Raw genomic sequence first — 17,555 nt, forward strand, 5'->3', positions numbered from 1 at the left:
TATGATGTTTTATCGAAAGCAGGCCGGGATCGGCTGCAGCATCCTTGCACTTGCCATCTCCGCACAGACAGCCACGGCGCAAGACACCGCATCGGCCCAGCCGCAGGCCAATGACATCATCGTGACCGGATCGCGCATCGCCCGCCGCGATCTGGTGGCGCCCAGCCCCATCGTCACCGCCTCGGCCGAGGCGCTGCAGGCCACCGCCCAGCCCACCGTGGATGCCGCGCTGCTGCAGATGCCCGCCTTCCAGCCGGGCGCGGGCAGCTTTTCGAACTCCAGCACCGGGGGCACCGTCGGCCAGTCGACGCTCAACCTGCGCGGCCTTGGCGCCCAGCGCAATCTGGTGCTGCTGGAGGGCCGCCGCCTGCAGCCCGGCAGCATCGACAGCACCATCGACATCAACACCATCCCCTCGCTCGCCATCGGCAATGTCGAGGTGATTTCGGGCGGCGCCTCAGCCACCTATGGGTCGGACGCCATGTCGGGCGTGGTCAATTTCAAGCTGCGCAAGAATTTCCGCGGGCTGGAGATGCGCGCTCAGGCCGGGATCTCCGGGCAGGGTGACGCGGGCAACCAGCAGCTTGGCGTGCTGTACGGCACGGCGTTTGCCGAGGGGCGCGGTTCGCTGATCATTTCGGGCGAATATGCCCATCGCTCGGTGCTGAGTTCGCAGGATCGCGATTTCTCGAAATACAGCGCCACCAGCGGCTTTATCTCGCAGGGGTACTATGTGCCCCAGGCGGGCAATTTCGCCTCTCAGGCCGCGCTCAACAGCGTGTTCGGGAAATATGGCGTGGCCGCCGGAACGGTCACCGGCACCACCAATCTGGGCTTCAACCAGAACGGCTCGCTGTTCACCAAGACGGCCCCCGCCTACAATTATCAGGGCCCGACAACCAACCCTTACGTTTCCACGCCAACCGCCTTCGGCTACAATTCGAATTTCTACAATTTCATCCAGGTACCCCTGAAGCGCTACAACATCTTCGCGCATAGCGAGTTCGAGGTGGACGATCACACCACCCTTTACGCACAGGGCCTCTACAACGACACCAGCGCCTCGACGCAATCCTCTCAGCCCATTCTGGCCGCGCCGTGGCAGCTGGATATTCCCGTCACCAATCCCTTCATCCCGGCGGATCTGAAGACTCTGCTGGCCTCGCGCGCCAATCCCACCGCCACCTTCACCTTCAACAAGCGCGCCGATGAGGCAGGCCCCCGCGCCTTCACCACCGAGGGCCAGACCTATCAGGGCCTGGTGGGCGCCAAGGGCAAGCTGACCGGGCTGGACGGCAGCTGGGATCTCTACGCCTCCTATGGCGAGGGGCTGAACAAGGACATCACCACCTCTGGCGCGATGAGCATGTCGGCGGCGCGCACGCTGATCAACGCGCCCGATGGCGGCGCCAGCATCTGCGCGGGCGGTTACAATCCCTTCGGCATCACCCAGCTTTCGGACAGCTGCCGCGCCTATCTGATGCGCCGTCTGGTCAACAAGACGAAGGTGACCCAGACCGCCATCGAAGGCACGATGGAAGGCCGCCTGTTCCACCTGCCCGCGGGCAATGTGCGCTTCGCCGTCACGGCGGGCTATCGCCGCAACACCTACAAGTTCAACCCCGATGCGGCCTCCATCGGCGGCGACATCTCCAGCATCACCGCCACCCAGCCCACCACCGGCGCCACCAGCGTGGCCGAGGGCGCGGTCGAGCTGCTGGTGCCGCTGCTGGCCGACACGCCGCTGGCGCGCGAGGTCAACCTCGACCTTGGCTATCGCTATTCGCATTACAATGTTTCGGGCGGCGTTTCGGCCTACAAGGCCTCGCTCGACTGGCGGGTGGCCAAAATGCTGCTGCTGCGCGGCGGCTATCAGCATTCGGTGCGCGCGCCCAACATCGGCGAGCTGTTCCTGGCCCCCTCGCAGACGGTGACCAACATCGGCCTGCCGCCCTCCGCCGGTGATCCGTGCGACGCCCGCAGCGCCGCGCGCGCCGGGGCCAATGCGGCGAAGGTGCAGGCCCTGTGCATCGCCACCGGGATCAATCCGGCGCTCTACAACAGCTTCACCCAGCCCACGACCTCCATCGTGACGCAGACGCAGGGCAACAGCCAGCTGACGCCGGAAAAGGCCGACACCTTCACGGCCGGGGCCGTGCTGCAATCCCCGGCGACCGCCGGCCTCTTCCGCCGCATGAGCCTGACGGTCGATTACTACAACATCAAGATCAGTCAGGCGATTTCGCCGCTGGCCGCCAATGTCGCGCTGCAGAAGTGCTTCAACACCGACGGCTCGAACCCCAATTACGATGCATCGAACTATTTCTGCAAACTCTTCGGGCGCGATGCCACCTCGGGCCTGTTCACCACGGCATCCCAGCCTTACCTCAATCTGGGCGGTTACAAGACCTCGGGCATCGACGCCCAGTTCGACTGGCACGCCGATTTCGCCGATCTGGGGCTGGGCGGCAAGGGTGGCGTGACGCTGAACGTCGAGGGCAATTATCTCTCGCAATTCGACATTCAGGTGCTGCCGGGATCGGCCTATCAGAACTGGGCGGGCACGATCAGCTCCACCGCCAGCTATCCGCGCTTCAAGCTGCTGACCAATCTGGCGGTCGATATCGGCAAGACGCAGATCAGCGGTCGCTGGCGCCACACCAGCGGCTTCACCGACAGCTCGCGCGTCACCAGCGCCAGCTCCACCGTGCCCGGCACGCCAGCCTATGACTATTTCGACCTTTCGGCGCGGGTGAAAGTGTCGGACAAGTTCGAACTGCGCGGCAGCGTGAACAATGTGTTCGACAAACAGCCGCCCATCGTCGGCGGGGTTGCTGGCACCACCAATCTGGGTGTCTATGATGTGGTCGGGCGCGCCTTTATGGTCAGCGCCACGGCACGCTACTAAGGGAGAATAAGGCATGCGGATGCGGCGCTGGATGATCGCCACTTCGGTGATGGGCCTGTGCGGGGCGATGCCCGCGCTGGCCCAGAAGGACGCAGCCCCTCAGGCGCGCTGCACCGCCCTTGCCTCGGGCGCCATCGCCGGTCTGGCCGGGGACGCCGCCGTGGACAGCGCGGTGGCCCATCCCGCCGCCGCGCCCCTGCCCGCCCATTGCGAGGTGATCGGCCATATCGCCCGCCGCACCGGCAGCGACGGGCAGCCCTATGAGATCCGCTATCACCTGCGCCTGCCCTTCGACTGGAACCGCCGCTTCTTCTTTCAGGGCGGCGGCGGCAGCGATGGCGTGCTGGGCGATGCGCTGGGCAACCTGCAGGGCGAGCAGAGCGAGGTCGCCCTGTCACGCGGCTTCGCGGTGGTCTCGCAGGATTCCGGCCATGACAACACGCGCAACGACCGGCCCGAGCATGGCGGCCCCACCAGCTTCGGCTGGGATTACACCGCGCGGCGCAACTATGCCTTCGCCTCGCTGGGCCGGGTGACGGCCACGGCCAAGGCGCTGCTGGCCACCTTCTATGGCGGGCCGCCGCAATATTCATATTTCGTCGGCTGCTCGAAGGGCGGGCAGGAAGGCATGGCCATGGCCGAGCATTTCCCCGATGATTTCGACGGGATCATGGCCAATGCGCCCGGCTTCTCCCTGCCCCGCGCCGCGCTGGCGCAGCTGTGGGACACCAAGGCCTTCCTGCGCCTCGCCCAGAGCGACAAGCGCTTTGACGCCAATGGCCTGCCGCTGCTCAACGCCAGTTTCTCCAACGCCGATCTGGGGCTGATCTCCGGCGCGGTGCTGAAAGCCTGCGATGCGCTGGATGGCGCACGCGACGGCATCGTCAGCGCGGTGGGCCAATGCACCACGGCGCGCGTCCACCCCGAACTGGCACGCCTGACCTGCAGCGGCGCCAAGAACGCCTCCTGCCTGTCAGGCGGTCAGCTCGAGGCCTTCGAGCAGGTGATGGGCGGCCCGAAAAACAGTCAGGGCCACGCCATCTACACCGACTGGATGTGGGACGCCGGGATCGGCGGTGATTGGGGCAGCGGAACCTTCACGGGCTGGCGCGCGTGGAAGATCGGCACGGCGGGTGCTGCTGCCAACGATGGCCGCAATGTGATGCTGGGCGGCACGGCGCTGCCCACCATGTTCCAGAGCCCGCCTGTCGCCGTGGCCAACACGCCCGCCGCGCTGATCGCCTATGCGCGGGGGGCTGATATGGACGCGGCTCAGGCGGGCATCTATCGCACAACCTCGGACTTTCCGGTCTCGGCCTGGGATCTGATGGCGGCGCGCTCGGCGGACCGCAGTGCGTTCCAGCGCCATGGCGGCAGGATGATCGTGGCGCAGGGCGTGGCCGATCCGGTTTTCTCCCTGAATGACACGCTCGACTGGTGGCGCGCGCTGGACAGGGCCGACCATGGCCATGCCGCAGACTTCGCCCGCGTTTTCCCGGTGCCGGGCATGAACCACTGCCGGGGCGGGCCGGGCACCACCAGTTTTGATGCTTTCACCGCGCTGCAGAACTGGGTGGAAAAGGGGCAGGCGCCGCAGAGCATTCGCGCCACCGCGCCCAAGGGCACGCCCTGGCCGGGCCGCACCCGCCCGCTGTGCGCTTATCCTGCCACGGCCCGCTATGACGGCCATGGCGATCTTGGAAGCGCCGCCAGCTTCTCCTGCGTGGCCCCCGGCAAAAAAGGACAGGCATCATGACCAACCGCCGCGATTTTCTGGCAAGCGGAGCGCTTCTGTCGCTCGCCATGGGGGAGAAGGCCTTGGCGGCCTCCGCTCCTTCTGCTGATGGCGCGCCCCGCCTCGAACTGGCGCTGGAGATCATCGCTGACATCGCTGAATCTCAGGATATGGGCGAAGGCCCGCTGGGCGGGCGGCGCATCGTGCCGATCACCGGCGGCGAGTTCTCCGGGCCCCGCCTCCACGGCAAGGTGCGCCCCGGCGGCGCCGACCGCCAGCTGATCCGCAGCGATGGCGTCAAGCAATTGAGCGCGCTCTACGAGCTGGAAACCCATGATGGCGCGATCATCACCGTGCTCAACAAGGTGCTGGTCGAGAATTTCGCTGATGGTAGCCGCTACGCCTTTTCCACTCCGGAGATCACCGCCCCCAAAGGGCCCTATGACTGGTTGAATCACGCGGTTTTCGTCGGCACGCTCACCAGCCTGAAACCGGCGCGGCAGGCGGTGAAGCTGCGTTTCTTCCGGGTCTTCTGACCGGAGCGAGCCGACGCTTGCCTGCCGTCAGGACGCAGGGCTGGCGCCAACAGAACGACGCCATGGCGGGGGGCTGCACCGGGAACGGTCAGCCCCTTCCTGTCAAAGGGACGCGACTCGGCCCCCTCTAGGCATGGGCGCGGCCATTCCTTCCCCACACCCTATCCAGACCGGTTCAACAAAAGCCGATGCTGCCGGCATGACGTGTATCGGCTCGGCAACATCCTGACTTGGCCGCAGAAACCAGCATGGTCGACAATGCTGCTCGGAGGCGCGCGCATGCCGTGGTAAAAGAGGCGTGGACGTCATCATGCCCCCGCGCTAAGGCGCAAAAAATGTACCATCTAGTTCGTTATATTTGGACTGTCCTGTGACCTTGCCCCAACGGCCTTCCCCCCGGAGCCGCCAGCCCCTGCCGGAAGCGCGCCGCCGGGCGCCGGTCATGCCTGTGTCAGTGGTGCTGCAAGGTATGCGGGCGCTTGCCCTCGCTTTCACCTTTGCCCTGACCGGCGGCGCGGCCATGGCCCAGAATGCGGCCCCCTCTTCCGCCGCCGCCACGTCCGCTCAGGATGCCTCGTCCGAGGCGGTTGCTGCTTTCGTCAGCCAGTACATCTCGCCCACCGCTCCCATCTCCGCCTCCGGACCCCATGGCGCGCCGCCGCCGCGCACCACCATGACCGGCGACTGGGGGGGCCTGCGCAGCCGCATCAAGGACGCCGGGGTGACGCTGCGCGCAGATTATGTCTCGGAAAGCTTCGCGGTGGTCGATGGCGGGCAAAGGCGCGGCACCTCCTACGCCCAGCAGATCCGCTGGGGCGCGGATTTCGATATGGGGCGCATCGCGGGCTGGCAGGGCACCAGCGTGCATGTCACCCTCAACGATCGGCGCGGCGTCGGCACCTCTTCCGATTTCGTGGGCAACCGCCTGCCGATCCAGGAGGATTACGGCGGCCTCTACACCCGCCTCTCCGAAGCCAGCATCGAACAGGTGCTGGATGGCGGACGGCTGGATATACGCGTCGGTTTCTTCGCCATGGGCAACGATCTGGGGGGCCTCGCCATGGGCTGCAATTTCGTCAATGCCGCCTTTTGTGCCCATGCCCTGAGCCTCTCGGGCGACAGCGGATGGTACAATTACCCCAATGCCCGCTGGGGCGGCGCTGTGCGCTATCGCCTGCGCCCCGACATCACCTTGCGCAGCGGCGTCTATCAGGTGAACCCCAGCCTTGGTGACGAGGCCAACGCCTTCAAGCCCTTCGCGGCGGGCACCACCGGCGCGCTGATTCCCTTCGAGGTGGAGTATGATCCGGGCGTCAGCACCGGTAGCCGCGTGCTGCCCGGCCATTACAAGCTGGGCGCCTATTACGATAGCTCACGCATCGCGCGGGAGGCCGAGACCGGCACGGTGAAAGGCCGCTACGGCGTTTATGTTCTGGCCGACCAGATGATCTGGCGCGAGGCCAATCCCGCGCGCGGCCTCTCGATCTTTGGCGAGTTCACCGCTCAGCCCGCCGTGTCCTCGCAGATCACGCGCTGGTATGCCGCAGGGCTGCTCAAGACGGGCACCTTCAAACGGCGGGATGCCGATACGCTGGCGCTGGGTTTCGTCTATGCCAAGCTCAATCCGCGCCTGCGCGAGGCCCATGAAGCCACAAGCGTCACCGCTCCCGACGGCGCCGGGCAATTGTTGTTCGGTGAGGCGGTGGTGGAGGCCAGCTATGGCATTCAGCTGCGCCCATGGCTGAACATCCGGCCCGATGTGCAGTATGTGATCCATCCCGGCGCCTTCAGCTATCGCCATACCGCCAATGCGCTGGCGGTGGGCACGCAGATCAGATCGCAGTTCTAGTTTACCGCCATTGCTCATAGAAACTATCGTCATCGGCTTGCTGATGTTCGCCGCAAGCGAGCCGCAAATGACGGTCTGCGAAGGGGGCATCGACCAGCGCGCAATGATGCGGGGCTTCAGGTTCAGGGTGAACATTGGGGCGGAAATAGCGGCAGGTAACGCATAGTTTCTGCAAGGGAATGTCGCCCTTCACCTGCATGGCGCGGATCAGCTTGACCAGCCCGCGCAGCAACGCCGCCTGTTCCGCATCGTTCAGCGTCTCGACGGCATCCGTCAGAAAATCGGGCCATGCGCCGGTGCGTTCGGCCAGCGCCTCGCCCTGAGGGGTCAGAGACAGGTTGATCGAGCGTGGCCTGTCGCCCGGAGCCTTGTCCACCAGCCCCTTGGACGCCAGCGTACTCATGGCATCGCTGGCGGTGGGCGCCGAAACGCCGAGCAGCGCGGCGATCGCCCCCAGCGACAGGCCGCCCTCCGCCTCGCGCAGCAGGCCCAGCGCATGGCCTTGCGTGGGGGTTACGCCTTCGGGCGTCGCGCCTTTCCACGCCCGGCTGCGCAGCACATGGCCGATGCGCACCAGCCCGGCGGTGGCGCGCCGGGCGATGGGTTCGGAGATGGTCTCGAAGATCGTGGTCACGCCGCCGTGCCCGCCACACCCGGCCAGTAATGGGCATCGGGCAGAGCGCGCTTGCCGAACACCGCCTGCCCGACGCGCACGATGGTGGCCCCCTCCTCGATGGCCCATGGGTAATCGCCGGACATGCCCATGGAAAGCTCCGCCAACTGCCCGGCCTGAGGCGCTTGCTGTTGGGCATGGTCACGCAGCGCGCGCAACAGGCGGAAGCAACGGCGCACCTCGGCCTCATCGGGCGTGAAGGTGGCCAAAGTCATGAAACCCTTGGGGCGCAAGGCGGAGCAAGCGGTAAGTTCGCGCAGGAAGGCAGGCACCTCTTCTGGCGTCAGGCCGAATTTGCTCGCCTCGCCCGAGGTGTTGACCTGCACCAGCACATCGAGCCCCCGCCCCAACTGCTGCAACCGACGATCCAACGCCGTGGCGAGCGAAAGCCGGTCCAGCGACTGGACCTCGGCGGCGAAGCCCAGCACATCCTTGACCTTGTTGGTCTGGAGATGGCCGATCATGCTCCAGCGCAGACTTTCATCAGCCAGAGCCGCCGCCTTCTGCCGCCCTTCCTGCACCTTGTTCTCGCCCAGATCGCGCTGCCCGGCGGTGATGGCTGCGCGGATGCGTTCCGGCGTGACGGTCTTGGTAACCAGCACCAGCCGCACATCCTCCGCGCGACGGCCCGAGCCTTCCGCCGCCTCACGGATCTTGCCCTTCACCTCCTGAAGGTTGGCGGCGACATCATTCATGCTGCAAGCCTTCCAGCCATGCGTGCAGCATGGCGCGCGCGCCATCGCCCGAACCCGCGGCAGCGAGGTCGGCGGCTTGCCCGCGCAGTGCGGCGGGGGAGATGCCTGCCCCGGCCAGTTCGGCGGCATGGCCGATCAGCCAGCGCTCGATGCCCGCCTGAAGATCGACCTCCGGATGGCATTGCAGGCCAAGGATATTGGGGCCGAGGGCAAAGGCCTGCGTGGCGCACAGGGGCGTGGCGGCTAGATTGTCCGCGCCGGGCGGGATTGCGAAAGCATCGCCGTGCCAATGCAGCACGGGCGTGTCGCCCAGATGGCGCAGAGGACCGGCCCGGCCCGCCTCGGTCAGAGTGAGCGGACCAAAACCGATCTCCTTATGCCCCATCGGCCCCACATCAGCGCCCAGCGCGAAACCCATCAGTTGCGCGCCCAGACACAGGCCCAGCGTGGGGCGGCCAGCCTCCAGCCTTGTCTTCAACATCGCCAGTTCGGTGTGGAGAAAGGGATAGGCCTCGCCCTCATAGACGCCCACCGGTCCGCCCAAAACCACCAGCAGATCGGGCTCCAGCGGGTCGAGCGCTTCCAGCGGATCGACGCCGACATCGTGATAGCTCAGCCGATAGCCTGCCTGCGCCAGAACGGGTTCGAACAGGCCCAGCCCTTCGAAATGGACATGGCGGATCGCGACTGCGGTCTTTAGCATCACGGCTTTCCTTCTGGTCTGCATCAAGGCGCCTGAATTATATTAGGATTCCTAAATATAAAAGCGGTTTCTGCGCCCTGCCAGGCCGGGCAGGCGCTGAACCAACGCGCCTGTTGCCCTCTGTCACAAACCCCTGATAGGCCCGGCCAATCAGGAGAATCATCGATGATCGACCGCCGAGCCCTGCTGCGCCAATCCCTGCAAGGGGCGGCCCTCGCCTCGCTGCCTGCCGGGCTCGCCCCCATTCTGGCGCGGGCCGCCAGCATCGCGCCAGACCGGCGCACCGGCACCATCGGCGATGTGGCCCATATCGTGGTGCTGATGCAGGAAAACCGCGGCTTCGATCATTATTTCGGCACGATGCCGGGCGTGCGCGGCTTTGGGGACCGCTTCCCCATCCCTTTGCCCGCCGACGCCCATGGCGCACCCCGCACCGTGTGGGACCAGCATGACGGTGCCCGCGCCATGCGCCCCTTCCCGCTCTCAACCCAGCAGGATTTCGACCTGATGCGGATGCTGGGCACGCCGCACACCTGGTCCAACGCTCAGGCCGCATGGGACCATGGCCGCATGGCGCATTGGCCGCAGGCCAAGACGCAGCGTTCCATGGCCTATTACACGCAGGCCGACATCCCTTTCCAATGGGCCATGGCCGACGCCTTTACCCTGTGCGACGCCTATCACTGCGCGATGCACACCGGCACCAACACCAACCGGCTGTTTCTGTGGACCGGCTCCAATGACTCGCTAGGCCGGGGCGGCGGCCCGGCGCTCGACAATCCCGACGACGATCTCCACAAGCCCGACAGCGCCAGCAAACCGCGCTTCTTCTGGCGCACCTATCCCGAAAGGCTGGAGGCGGCGGGGGTTAGCTGGCGCATCTATCAGGATATGGCGGATAATTTCGGCGACAATCCGCTGGCCAATTTCCTGCAATATCGCGAGGCCTTTCGCGGCGAACCGGGCGCCCGCAAGGCGCTGGCCGACAAGGGGCTCAGCACCCATGGCCTCGACACGCTGCGCGCCGATGTGCTGGCCGACCGTCTGCCGCAGATCAGCTGGATCGTGGGCACGGAAGAAGGGTCGGAACACCCCGGCCCCTCCAGCCCGGCACAGGGCGCGGCCTATACGGCCAAGGTGATCGAGGCGCTGACCGCCAATCCCGCCGTCTGGGCGCGCACCGTGCTGTTCATCAATTTCGATGAGAATGACGGCTTTTTCGACCATGTGCCGCCGCCGGCGCCGCCCTCGCCCGATGCGCAGCTGCCGGGCGGTTTCGCCGGAGCCAGCACGGTTTCCACGCAGGGCGAATATCACCACCTGCCCGCGCCGGGCATGGATGGCGACCTGCCTGCCCTGCGTGGCCGCCCCTATGGGCTGGGACCGCGCGTGCCGATGTATGTGCTGTCGCCATGGTCGCGCGGCGGGCGGGTGCATTCCGAAACCTCAGACCACACCTCGGTGATCCGCTTCATGGAGCGCCGCTTCGGCGTGCATGAGCCCAACATCACCCCATGGCGCCGCGCGGTGTGCAGCGATCTGACCAGCGCTTTCGATTTCGCGCATGGCGCCCCGGTACAGCCTGTCCTAACCGCCGCCCTGACCTCGACCATGGCGCAGGCGCCGCAGCGGAGCGCCCGGGCCCATGCCATTGCCAAACAGCCCGACGCCCACCCGCCCGAACATCAGCCCCTGCCTGCCCAGCACGCAGGCCTGCGCCCGGCCTGTCCGGCGCGCTACCATCTGGAGGTGAGCGGCGCGCTGACCGAGGACGGTATGGCGCTGACCTTCTCCGCCGGGCAGAGCCTCGGCAAGGACGGGCTGGCGGGGGTCTTTCAGGTCTATGACCGCCTGCAACTGGATCAGATTCCTCGCCGTTTCACCGTCGAGCCGGGCAGGCAACTGACCGACCACTGGCCACTTTACGGGGCGGACAAGGCCTATGATCTCTGGGTGATCGGGCCCGCAGGCTTCCATCGCGCCTTTGCCGGGACCGCAGCCACACATGGGCCCGAACCGGTCTGCTCCTTCGCCGACGGCCAGCTTAGCCTCACCGTCAAGGCGGGGCATGAGGGCATCAAGGTGGTCCCTCAGGCCTATCGCACCCTTCACCACGGCTGGGCCCCGGGCGCGCAGGGCGGCGCCCGCCACTGGCCGCTGGCCCCGACCCACGGCTGGTACGATCTGCAGATCGAGGGGCCGCGTGGCTGGCGGCGGCGGCTGGCGGGCCGGATCGATGGCGCATGGCCCTCAACCAGCGATCCGGCAGGGTTGCTCTAGCGGCCACGCCGCGCAAAGCGTGATTGCCCCCGATCAATGCAGCCTGCCCCGGTGTTCCGCCACAGTCCGGCGCATCGCATCGAGCGCTTGCGCCGAGTGATAGGCCCCGGCCCGCACCACGGCGGCGATGCCGTGCAGATGCTCCACGCGCATCAGCGGATCGGCGTCCAGCAGGAGCAGATCGGCATCGTAGCCCACCGCCACGCGGCCCATGGCATCGCTGCGGCCCAGATAGTCGGCGGGGTCCACGGTGGCCATCTGCAGAATGCGCAAGGGGCTGATCCCGGCCAGCGCCAGCTCGGCGAATTCCTGCTTGAGGGTCAACCCCGGCCCCAGAAACGAACCGCCATCGGTGCCTGCCATCATCCGCACCCCGCTGTCACACAGCAGTTTGGCCAGCTCGAGCTGGCGCGGATAGGCATCGCGAAAAGCATGACGCATGGTGGCGGGCAGAGCCTTGAAGCGCGCTGTTACCGCACGCCAGTTCTTCACTGCCTTGGCAGGCATATAGGCCAGCATTTCGTCCTGCTCATAGTCGGGCAGATCGGCATATTCCTGCGTGCGCAGCCGTACCATGGTGGGCACATGCCAGCTGCCATCCTCGCGGAAACGCTCGGCCATGGCATGCCCCTTGTCGGGATCGAAGCTGCGGATGGCGCGCTGCAGCCGGTCGACATCGCCCGGTTTGGCGAAGGCCGAGGGGTTGATCAGCATCTTGCCCAGCTTCTTCATCACCAGCGTTTCGAGGAAAGGGATCTTGAAGGGCGGCGCCTTGATGACCTCGCGCCGGTAGCTGTCGGCGCGCAATTCGGCCTCGTCGCTGGAGCAGGAGATCCACATCGTGCTGCCCGGCCCCAGATGTTCCACCGAGCGGAAACCTGCGGCGGTGGCATCCAGCGCATCGGTGCCTTCCTGAAGATGGCCCAGCAGCGCGATGCCCTGTTTGCGCCCCTCTTCCAGCGCGACGAAGAAGACCTCTGGCGACACCATGCCCACCTTGATGAAATCGGCCCCCTGCGCCTTTTGACGGCGAATTTCCTCCACCACCGCATCCGCCGAACCGGCATTGAACGGCGTGAGCAGCGAACCGGGCGTTTCCAGCAGCGCGGGCGCCAGATCCCCGATCGGCAGCTTCCCCGCCCGTCGCGCCGCCAGCAGAGCAGGCGAGCCCGACATCTGGCGGAAACCCGTCACCCCCTCGGCCAGCATCAGCGCCAGCGAGCCCGAGGGATCGGGCAATTCCAGCACATGGGAATGCATGTCATTGTAGCCGGGCACCGCGAATTTGCCCGTGCCATCCACCACCTGCACCTGCGGGGAGACCGGCTTGCTGCCGGTGGGGAAGATATCGGTGATGCGGCCCAGGGTGATCGCGATGCTCATGCCCCGCGCCTTCGCGCCATCGGCGGGATCGACGATGGTGACATTCTCGATCCGCAGATCGCGCGGGCGCGCAGGCGCGGCCACGGCGGCGGGCGCGGGGTCCAGCCCCGTCAGCCAGCGGGTGATCCCGCGCAGAGGCATCGCAGGCAGCGCCGCCTGCGCATGGGCATAGGCGCAGCAGGGGCATGGGGCGGGGCCGGTCAGGGCAGTCAGCAGCATCGCGTGTCTCCCTCAATCCAGCCGCAGCATCAGGCTGGTGTGGCCATACAATCCGGCATTGCTGCCCATCTCGCTTTCGCCAAGGGTCAGGGTCACGCCCTGCTCCACCAGCGCCTCGACCAGCACCTCCATTTCCAGCCGCGCCAGGTTCATCCCCGCGCACATATGCGGGCCGGTGCCCCATGCAAGATGGTCGCGGCTGTCACGGGTGATGTCGAAGCGGTCGGGGTCGGCATAGCGGCGCTCGTCGCGGTTGGCGCAGCCATAGAGCAGCATCACCCGCGCCCCTTGCGGGATCACCATATCCTCCACGGCGTAATCCTGCGTCGCCACGCGCGAGAACCAGCGCAGCACCGAGGAATGCCGCACCCCTTCCAGCACCGCCGCCGGGATCAGCTTCGGGGTCTCGCACAGCATCGCCCATTGCCCGGGATGGCGCGCCAGATTGGCCAGCAGATGGCCCTTGGCCAGAATGGTGGTGTCCAGACTGGGGATGACATAGGCGCTGATCGCCGCCATCGCCTCCTGCATGGTCAGCCGGCCGCTCTCTGCCGCGCCGAAGAGTTCGGCGGCCCAGCTGCCATCCGCCACCTTGTCGGGGCTGAGCGTGCCGAGGAAGGCGAAGGCATCGCGCAAGGACACCAGATCGCCGGGCTCCTGCGTGGGGCCCATGGCGTTGAAGGCGGCGGCGGCCCATTCCAGCATGCGGTCACGCCCCACCGCGGGCAGGCCGACCAGATGCGAGATCGCCTGCACCGGCAGGAACGAGGCCAGTTCGCGCATCGCATCGAACCAGCCCTGCCCGGCCAGCACCTTGACCCGCGTGGCCACCATATCCTTGAAATCGGCGCGCGCCCTGGACAGGCGCGCCGGGGTGAGCGGCTTGGTGACGGCGGCGCGCAGGCGCTGATGCAGATCGCCATCGGACTGCAGCACATTCATGCCCTTGGGCGCGTTGAAAGCGGCGCTGAAGCCCACGCCCTCGCCACTGATCAGCGCATCGGCGCTGCGCAAGGCCGCCTGCACCGGGGCGAACCGGCCCAAGGCATAGACCTCGGGCCGGGCCAGCCGCACCACCGGCCCCGCATCGCGCAGCCTTGCGTAATCCGCGAAAGGATCGCGCAGGCTGGCCGGAGCGAACAGATCGAGTTCGACCTCTGGAACCGGCGTGCCCATCAGAACTGATACCTCGCTTTCACGCCATAGGTGCGCGGGGCGCCGGGCACATAGCCGTCGTTCCCGCCGCCGTTCGCGCCGCTGACGAAATAATAGGCCTTGCCCAGATTGCGTCCATAGGCCTGCAGGCTGAAGCGCGAACCCGGCGGCGTCCAGGTGAGCGAGGCATTGACCAGATGATAGCTGCCCTGCCGCAGCCGGTTGTCCGGCTCCCACACGAAGCTGGATTTGTAGCCGTCATTGGCGTTGAACTCGAAGCGGCCGATGCGGGTTTCAGTGCGATAGGTCAGCCCCAGCGTGGCCGAGAAATCGGGCGCTTGCGGCAGTTTGAAGCCCGCCAGATTGCAGGTGCTGGTGATGGTGCCACCCAGCCCGCTCAGGCCGATCGCGCGCGGCGTGGTGCAGACGCCCGAGGGGAAGCTGGAGTAATGCGCATCCAGCACCTCAAACCCGCCATCCAGCGACAGGCCCGGCAGCAGCACCGCCGAGAGATCGGCATCGATGCCCTTGATATGCGCCGCTGCCGCGTTGAACAGGATCGAACCACCCGGAGGGGCCGGCGGCGCGGTGGAGCGCAGCTGGATGCCCTTGTAATCATAGTAGAAGCCCGAGAGGTTGAGCCGCAGCTTTCGGTCGAACAGCTCCGATTTCATGCCCACTTCGAAGGCGTCCAGCACTTCGGGCTTCGAAGCCGGATTGGTGAAGCTGGTGGGGTTGAAGCCGCCCGATTTGAAGCCGCGATTGTAGGAGGCATAGGCGTGGATGCGGTCGGAAAGGTCCTGCGCCAGCACCGCCTTCCACGTCAGCTTGTTGAAGGTGACATCGGTGGCGATGCCGCCCTGCGCGGGCGTGGTGACGGTGCCTGCCGGAAAGGCGGGGATCGAGTTGGGAAAGCCTGCCAGCGGCACGATCTGCCCGGTCAGCGTCTTCTGGTCGCTGGTGTAGCGCAGACCCAGCGTCAGCCGCGTGGCATGGGTGAAGGAATAGGTGCCCTCCGCAAAGCCCGCATAGGACCGGGTGTTGGCATAGCCGGTGGTCTGCGTCGGCAGCGGGGCCGTGCAGACCGCGCCGATGCAGGTACCATAGACGTTGATCTGGATCATGCTGTTGTCATGGTAATAAAAAGCGCCGACCATCCACTGGAAGGGCGAGGCCTTGTTGTTCGACGTCAGCTGCAATTCCTGGCTGAAGGTCTTGGCGGTCTGATAGCCGCCCAGATTGATCGCCCCTTGCCCCGGCAGGGGCTGGCCCAGCACCGGTCCCTGCGTCTGCAGACTGGGTGAGGCATTGTCGATGTAGCCGGTGATGCTGGTCAGATTGGCGAAGCCCAGCCCCTGTTCGGCCTTGAGCGAGACGCTGTACTGGCGTTGTTGCGCAAAGGGCGTCAGGCGCGTGTTGATCTGATACTTGCCGACATAGGTCGAGCCATCCGTGCCCACCGAGCCGGGATACATCGCCACGGCATTGCCCTGATCGGTGTTCACCTTGTCGAAGAAGCCGCGCAGGGTGATCTTGGTATCGGGGGCGGGCTGCCAGCGGATCTTCCCCTGAACGCCCACATCCTTGAACGTGTAGGCTTCCTTTCCGGTGAACTGGTTCCTGCCCCAGCCATCGGCCTGGTTGACATACAGCGCCGCCAGATTGACCGCCACCGTGTCGCTGAGCGGGGTCGAGCCATAGAAATTGGCCTGAACGGTGTTGTAATTGCCGTAGCTGACCGAGGTGTCCATGGCGGTGACATCGCCCGGCTCCTTGGTGATCACATGGATCAGGCCGCCGGTGGTGTTGCGCCCGTAAAGCGTGCCCTGCGGCCCCTTGAGCACCTCGATCCGCTCGATGTTGTTGAAGGAGAAGGATGAGGCCGCCGAATTGGGCATGTAGAGCCCGTCGACATAGGTGGCGATGGGGCTTTCGGTGGAATAGCCCGCGCTGGTGGTGCCCACGCCGCGCAGGAAGGCGTTGGTGCCCACCAGCGTGCGGGTGAAGCCCAGACCCGGCGTCAGCTGCGGCAGGTCGACCACGCTCTTGATGCCCTGCGTGTCGATCGCCTTGGCGGTGAAGGCCGCGATGCTGATCGGCACCTTCTGCAGATTTTCCGCGCGCTTGTTCGCGGTGACGATGATGTCGGCCACATTGGGCGCGCCATCCTGGGCCGGCGCCGGTGCGGCCTGCGCTTGCGCATCCCCGGCCATGGCGCTGCCCGGTGTCAGCAAGCCCGCCGCAATGGCCGCAGCCGACGCATATGCGCTCGCATAGAATGTTCTGTTGTCAGGCATTGTCCCTCCCTCCGCCCATGCTGGCGTTCGGTTTTGGATCCGGTCTCTGGCGACTCGGAACCCGCCCTTTGTAAAAAACTTTTTTCTCGTAAAAAAGATAGATTCGGATACTTGATAGATATTGATCGATTCGATGCAGGATCGGCAGACCCGCGTGCGGGGAAGAGGAGAGACATGACCACCATCACCATCGAGGATGTGGAATCCGTGCGCTTCAGCGCGCCCGATCTGGCGAAAATGCGCGATTTTCTGCGGGATTTCGGCATGGTCGAGGCTGAAGACACCGGCGATGGCATCCTGCGCATGCGCGGCACCAGCGACGCGCCTTTCCTGCATGAGACCGTGCAGGGCGATCCCGCCTATGTCTCGCTGACCCTGCGCGCCGCCAGCCTTGCCGAGCTGGAGCAGCTGGCGCGGGCGGAGGGCGTTCCGGTCGAACCGGCCCCCGGCCCCGGCGGTGGATCGCAGATCACGCTCCACGATCCCGATGGTTTTCAGGTCAATGTGATCGCGGGAAAAACCCGCATGCCCATCGCCGCGGGCGAGGCGGCTGCTGCGTGGAACACCATCGCCGGGCGCGGCCGCCCCAACCAGCCCAAGCGCATGTCCACCCGTCCGGCGGGCGTGGCGCGGCTGGGTCATGTGGTGCTGGGCGTCAGCGATCTGCAGGCGACATGGGACTGGTGGCGCGCGCGTTTCGCCCTGCTGATGTCGGATGAGGTGCATACGGTGGACGGCATCATGATCGCCGCCTTTGTCCGGCTGGACCGCGGCGCCATCCCCACCGACCATCACAGCCTCAACTTCGCGACCATGCCCGGTCGCCCGCCCGCCTTCCACCACGCCGCGTTCGAGGTGGCCGATCTCGACGATCTGATGGTTGGCCACGAGCATCTCAAACAGGCCGGGCATCGGCAGCTCTGGGGCGTGGGGCGGCATATTCTGGGCAGTCAGGTCTTCGATTACTGGCGCGACCCCTGGGGTCACCGCATCGAACACTGGACCGATGGCGACGTGTTTTCCGCCGAGACGCCCGGCGGCGTCCACGGCGTGCCGGTGCTGCTGGGCCAGCAATGGGGCCCCGATGCCCCGGCGGATTTCGTGTGATCCGCCCATCAAGTC

12 protein-coding genes are annotated in these 17,555 nt (G+C 66.2%); 6 read left to right on the forward strand and 6 right to left on the reverse strand.

Annotated elements, in window-relative coordinates:
• Position 1: 1 nt before the first annotated feature.
• The 4 genes from SR3_RS07230 (at position 2) to SR3_RS07245 (ending at position 7,028) form a co-directional block, all read left to right on the forward strand.
• Positions 2-2,908 carry a TonB-dependent receptor plug domain-containing protein gene (locus tag SR3_RS07230; protein WP_068082965.1) on the forward strand — a complete coding sequence of 969 codons (2,907 nt, stop codon included), beginning with the start codon at positions 2-4 and terminating at the stop codon, positions 2,906-2,908.
• Positions 2,909-2,921: 13 nt separating this feature from the next.
• On the forward strand, positions 2,922-4,664 hold the full coding sequence (locus SR3_RS07235) for a tannase/feruloyl esterase family alpha/beta hydrolase (protein ID WP_084455129.1): 1,743 nt from the start codon (positions 2,922-2,924) through the stop codon (positions 4,662-4,664).
• Positions 4,661-5,179, forward strand: coding sequence for a DUF3237 domain-containing protein (locus SR3_RS07240; protein ID WP_068082973.1), 519 nt, complete (start codon positions 4,661-4,663; stop codon positions 5,177-5,179). The genes SR3_RS07235 and SR3_RS07240 overlap by 4 nt, the downstream gene beginning before the upstream one ends.
• 442 nt (positions 5,180-5,621) lie before the next feature.
• Positions 5,622-7,028, forward strand: coding sequence for a carbohydrate porin (locus SR3_RS07245; protein ID WP_245653814.1), 1,407 nt, complete (start codon positions 5,622-5,624; stop codon positions 7,026-7,028).
• Position 7,029: 1 nt separating this feature from the next.
• On the opposite strand, the gene SR3_RS07250 is transcribed toward SR3_RS07245, so the two are convergent.
• From SR3_RS07250 to SR3_RS07260, 3 genes are read right to left on the reverse strand one after another with little or no spacing between them, the layout of a single operon-like run.
• Positions 7,030-7,662, reverse strand: a complete 633-nt coding sequence (locus tag SR3_RS07250) for a MarR family winged helix-turn-helix transcriptional regulator (RefSeq protein ID WP_218018772.1) — start codon at positions 7,660-7,662, stop codon at positions 7,030-7,032.
• Positions 7,659-8,396: a YggS family pyridoxal phosphate-dependent enzyme gene (locus SR3_RS07255; protein WP_218018773.1), complete on the reverse strand. Its 738-nt coding sequence runs from the start codon at positions 8,394-8,396 to the stop codon at positions 7,659-7,661. Before SR3_RS07255 ends, SR3_RS07250 begins: the two co-directional genes overlap by 4 nt.
• The gene (locus SR3_RS07260; RefSeq protein WP_068082980.1) at positions 8,389-9,099 is read right to left on the reverse strand and encodes a glutamine amidotransferase; all 711 of its coding nucleotides are present in this window, start codon (positions 9,097-9,099) and stop codon (positions 8,389-8,391) included. Before SR3_RS07260 ends, SR3_RS07255 begins: the two co-directional genes overlap by 8 nt.
• 165 nt (positions 9,100-9,264) lie before the next feature.
• Here SR3_RS07260 and SR3_RS07265 point away from each other — a divergent pair, with 165 nt between their 5' ends.
• The gene (locus SR3_RS07265; protein WP_068082983.1) at positions 9,265-11,379 is read left to right on the forward strand and encodes a phosphocholine-specific phospholipase C; all 2,115 of its coding nucleotides are present in this window, start codon (positions 9,265-9,267) and stop codon (positions 11,377-11,379) included.
• Positions 11,380-11,412: 33 nt separating this feature from the next.
• Here the strand turns inward: SR3_RS07265 and SR3_RS07270 are convergent, their stop codons facing one another.
• From SR3_RS07270 to SR3_RS07280, 3 genes are read right to left on the reverse strand one after another with little or no spacing between them, the layout of a single operon-like run.
• Complete coding sequence (locus SR3_RS07270) at positions 11,413-12,981, reverse strand: amidohydrolase family protein (RefSeq protein WP_068082986.1); 1,569 nt, start codon at positions 12,979-12,981, stop codon at positions 11,413-11,415.
• A gap of 12 nt (positions 12,982-12,993) precedes the next feature.
• Entirely contained in the window at positions 12,994-14,157 is a 1,164-nt protein-coding gene (locus SR3_RS07275; RefSeq protein WP_068082989.1) for a cytochrome P450, read from the reverse strand.
• Positions 14,157-16,433 carry a TonB-dependent receptor gene (locus SR3_RS07280; RefSeq protein ID WP_068082995.1) on the reverse strand — a complete coding sequence of 759 codons (2,277 nt, stop codon included), beginning with the start codon at positions 16,431-16,433 and terminating at the stop codon, positions 14,157-14,159. Before SR3_RS07280 ends, SR3_RS07275 begins: the two co-directional genes overlap by 1 nt.
• A 174-nt stretch (positions 16,434-16,607) precedes the next feature.
• Between SR3_RS07280 and SR3_RS07285 the strand changes: the two genes are divergently transcribed.
• Positions 16,608-17,540: a VOC family protein gene (locus SR3_RS07285; protein WP_068082998.1), complete on the forward strand. Its 933-nt coding sequence runs from the start codon at positions 16,608-16,610 to the stop codon at positions 17,538-17,540.
• Positions 17,541-17,555: the final 15 nt, after the last annotated feature.

Source organism: Novosphingobium rosa NBRC 15208 (genome assembly GCF_001598555.1).
Lineage (GTDB): Bacteria > Pseudomonadota > Alphaproteobacteria > Sphingomonadales > Sphingomonadaceae > Novosphingobium > Novosphingobium rosa.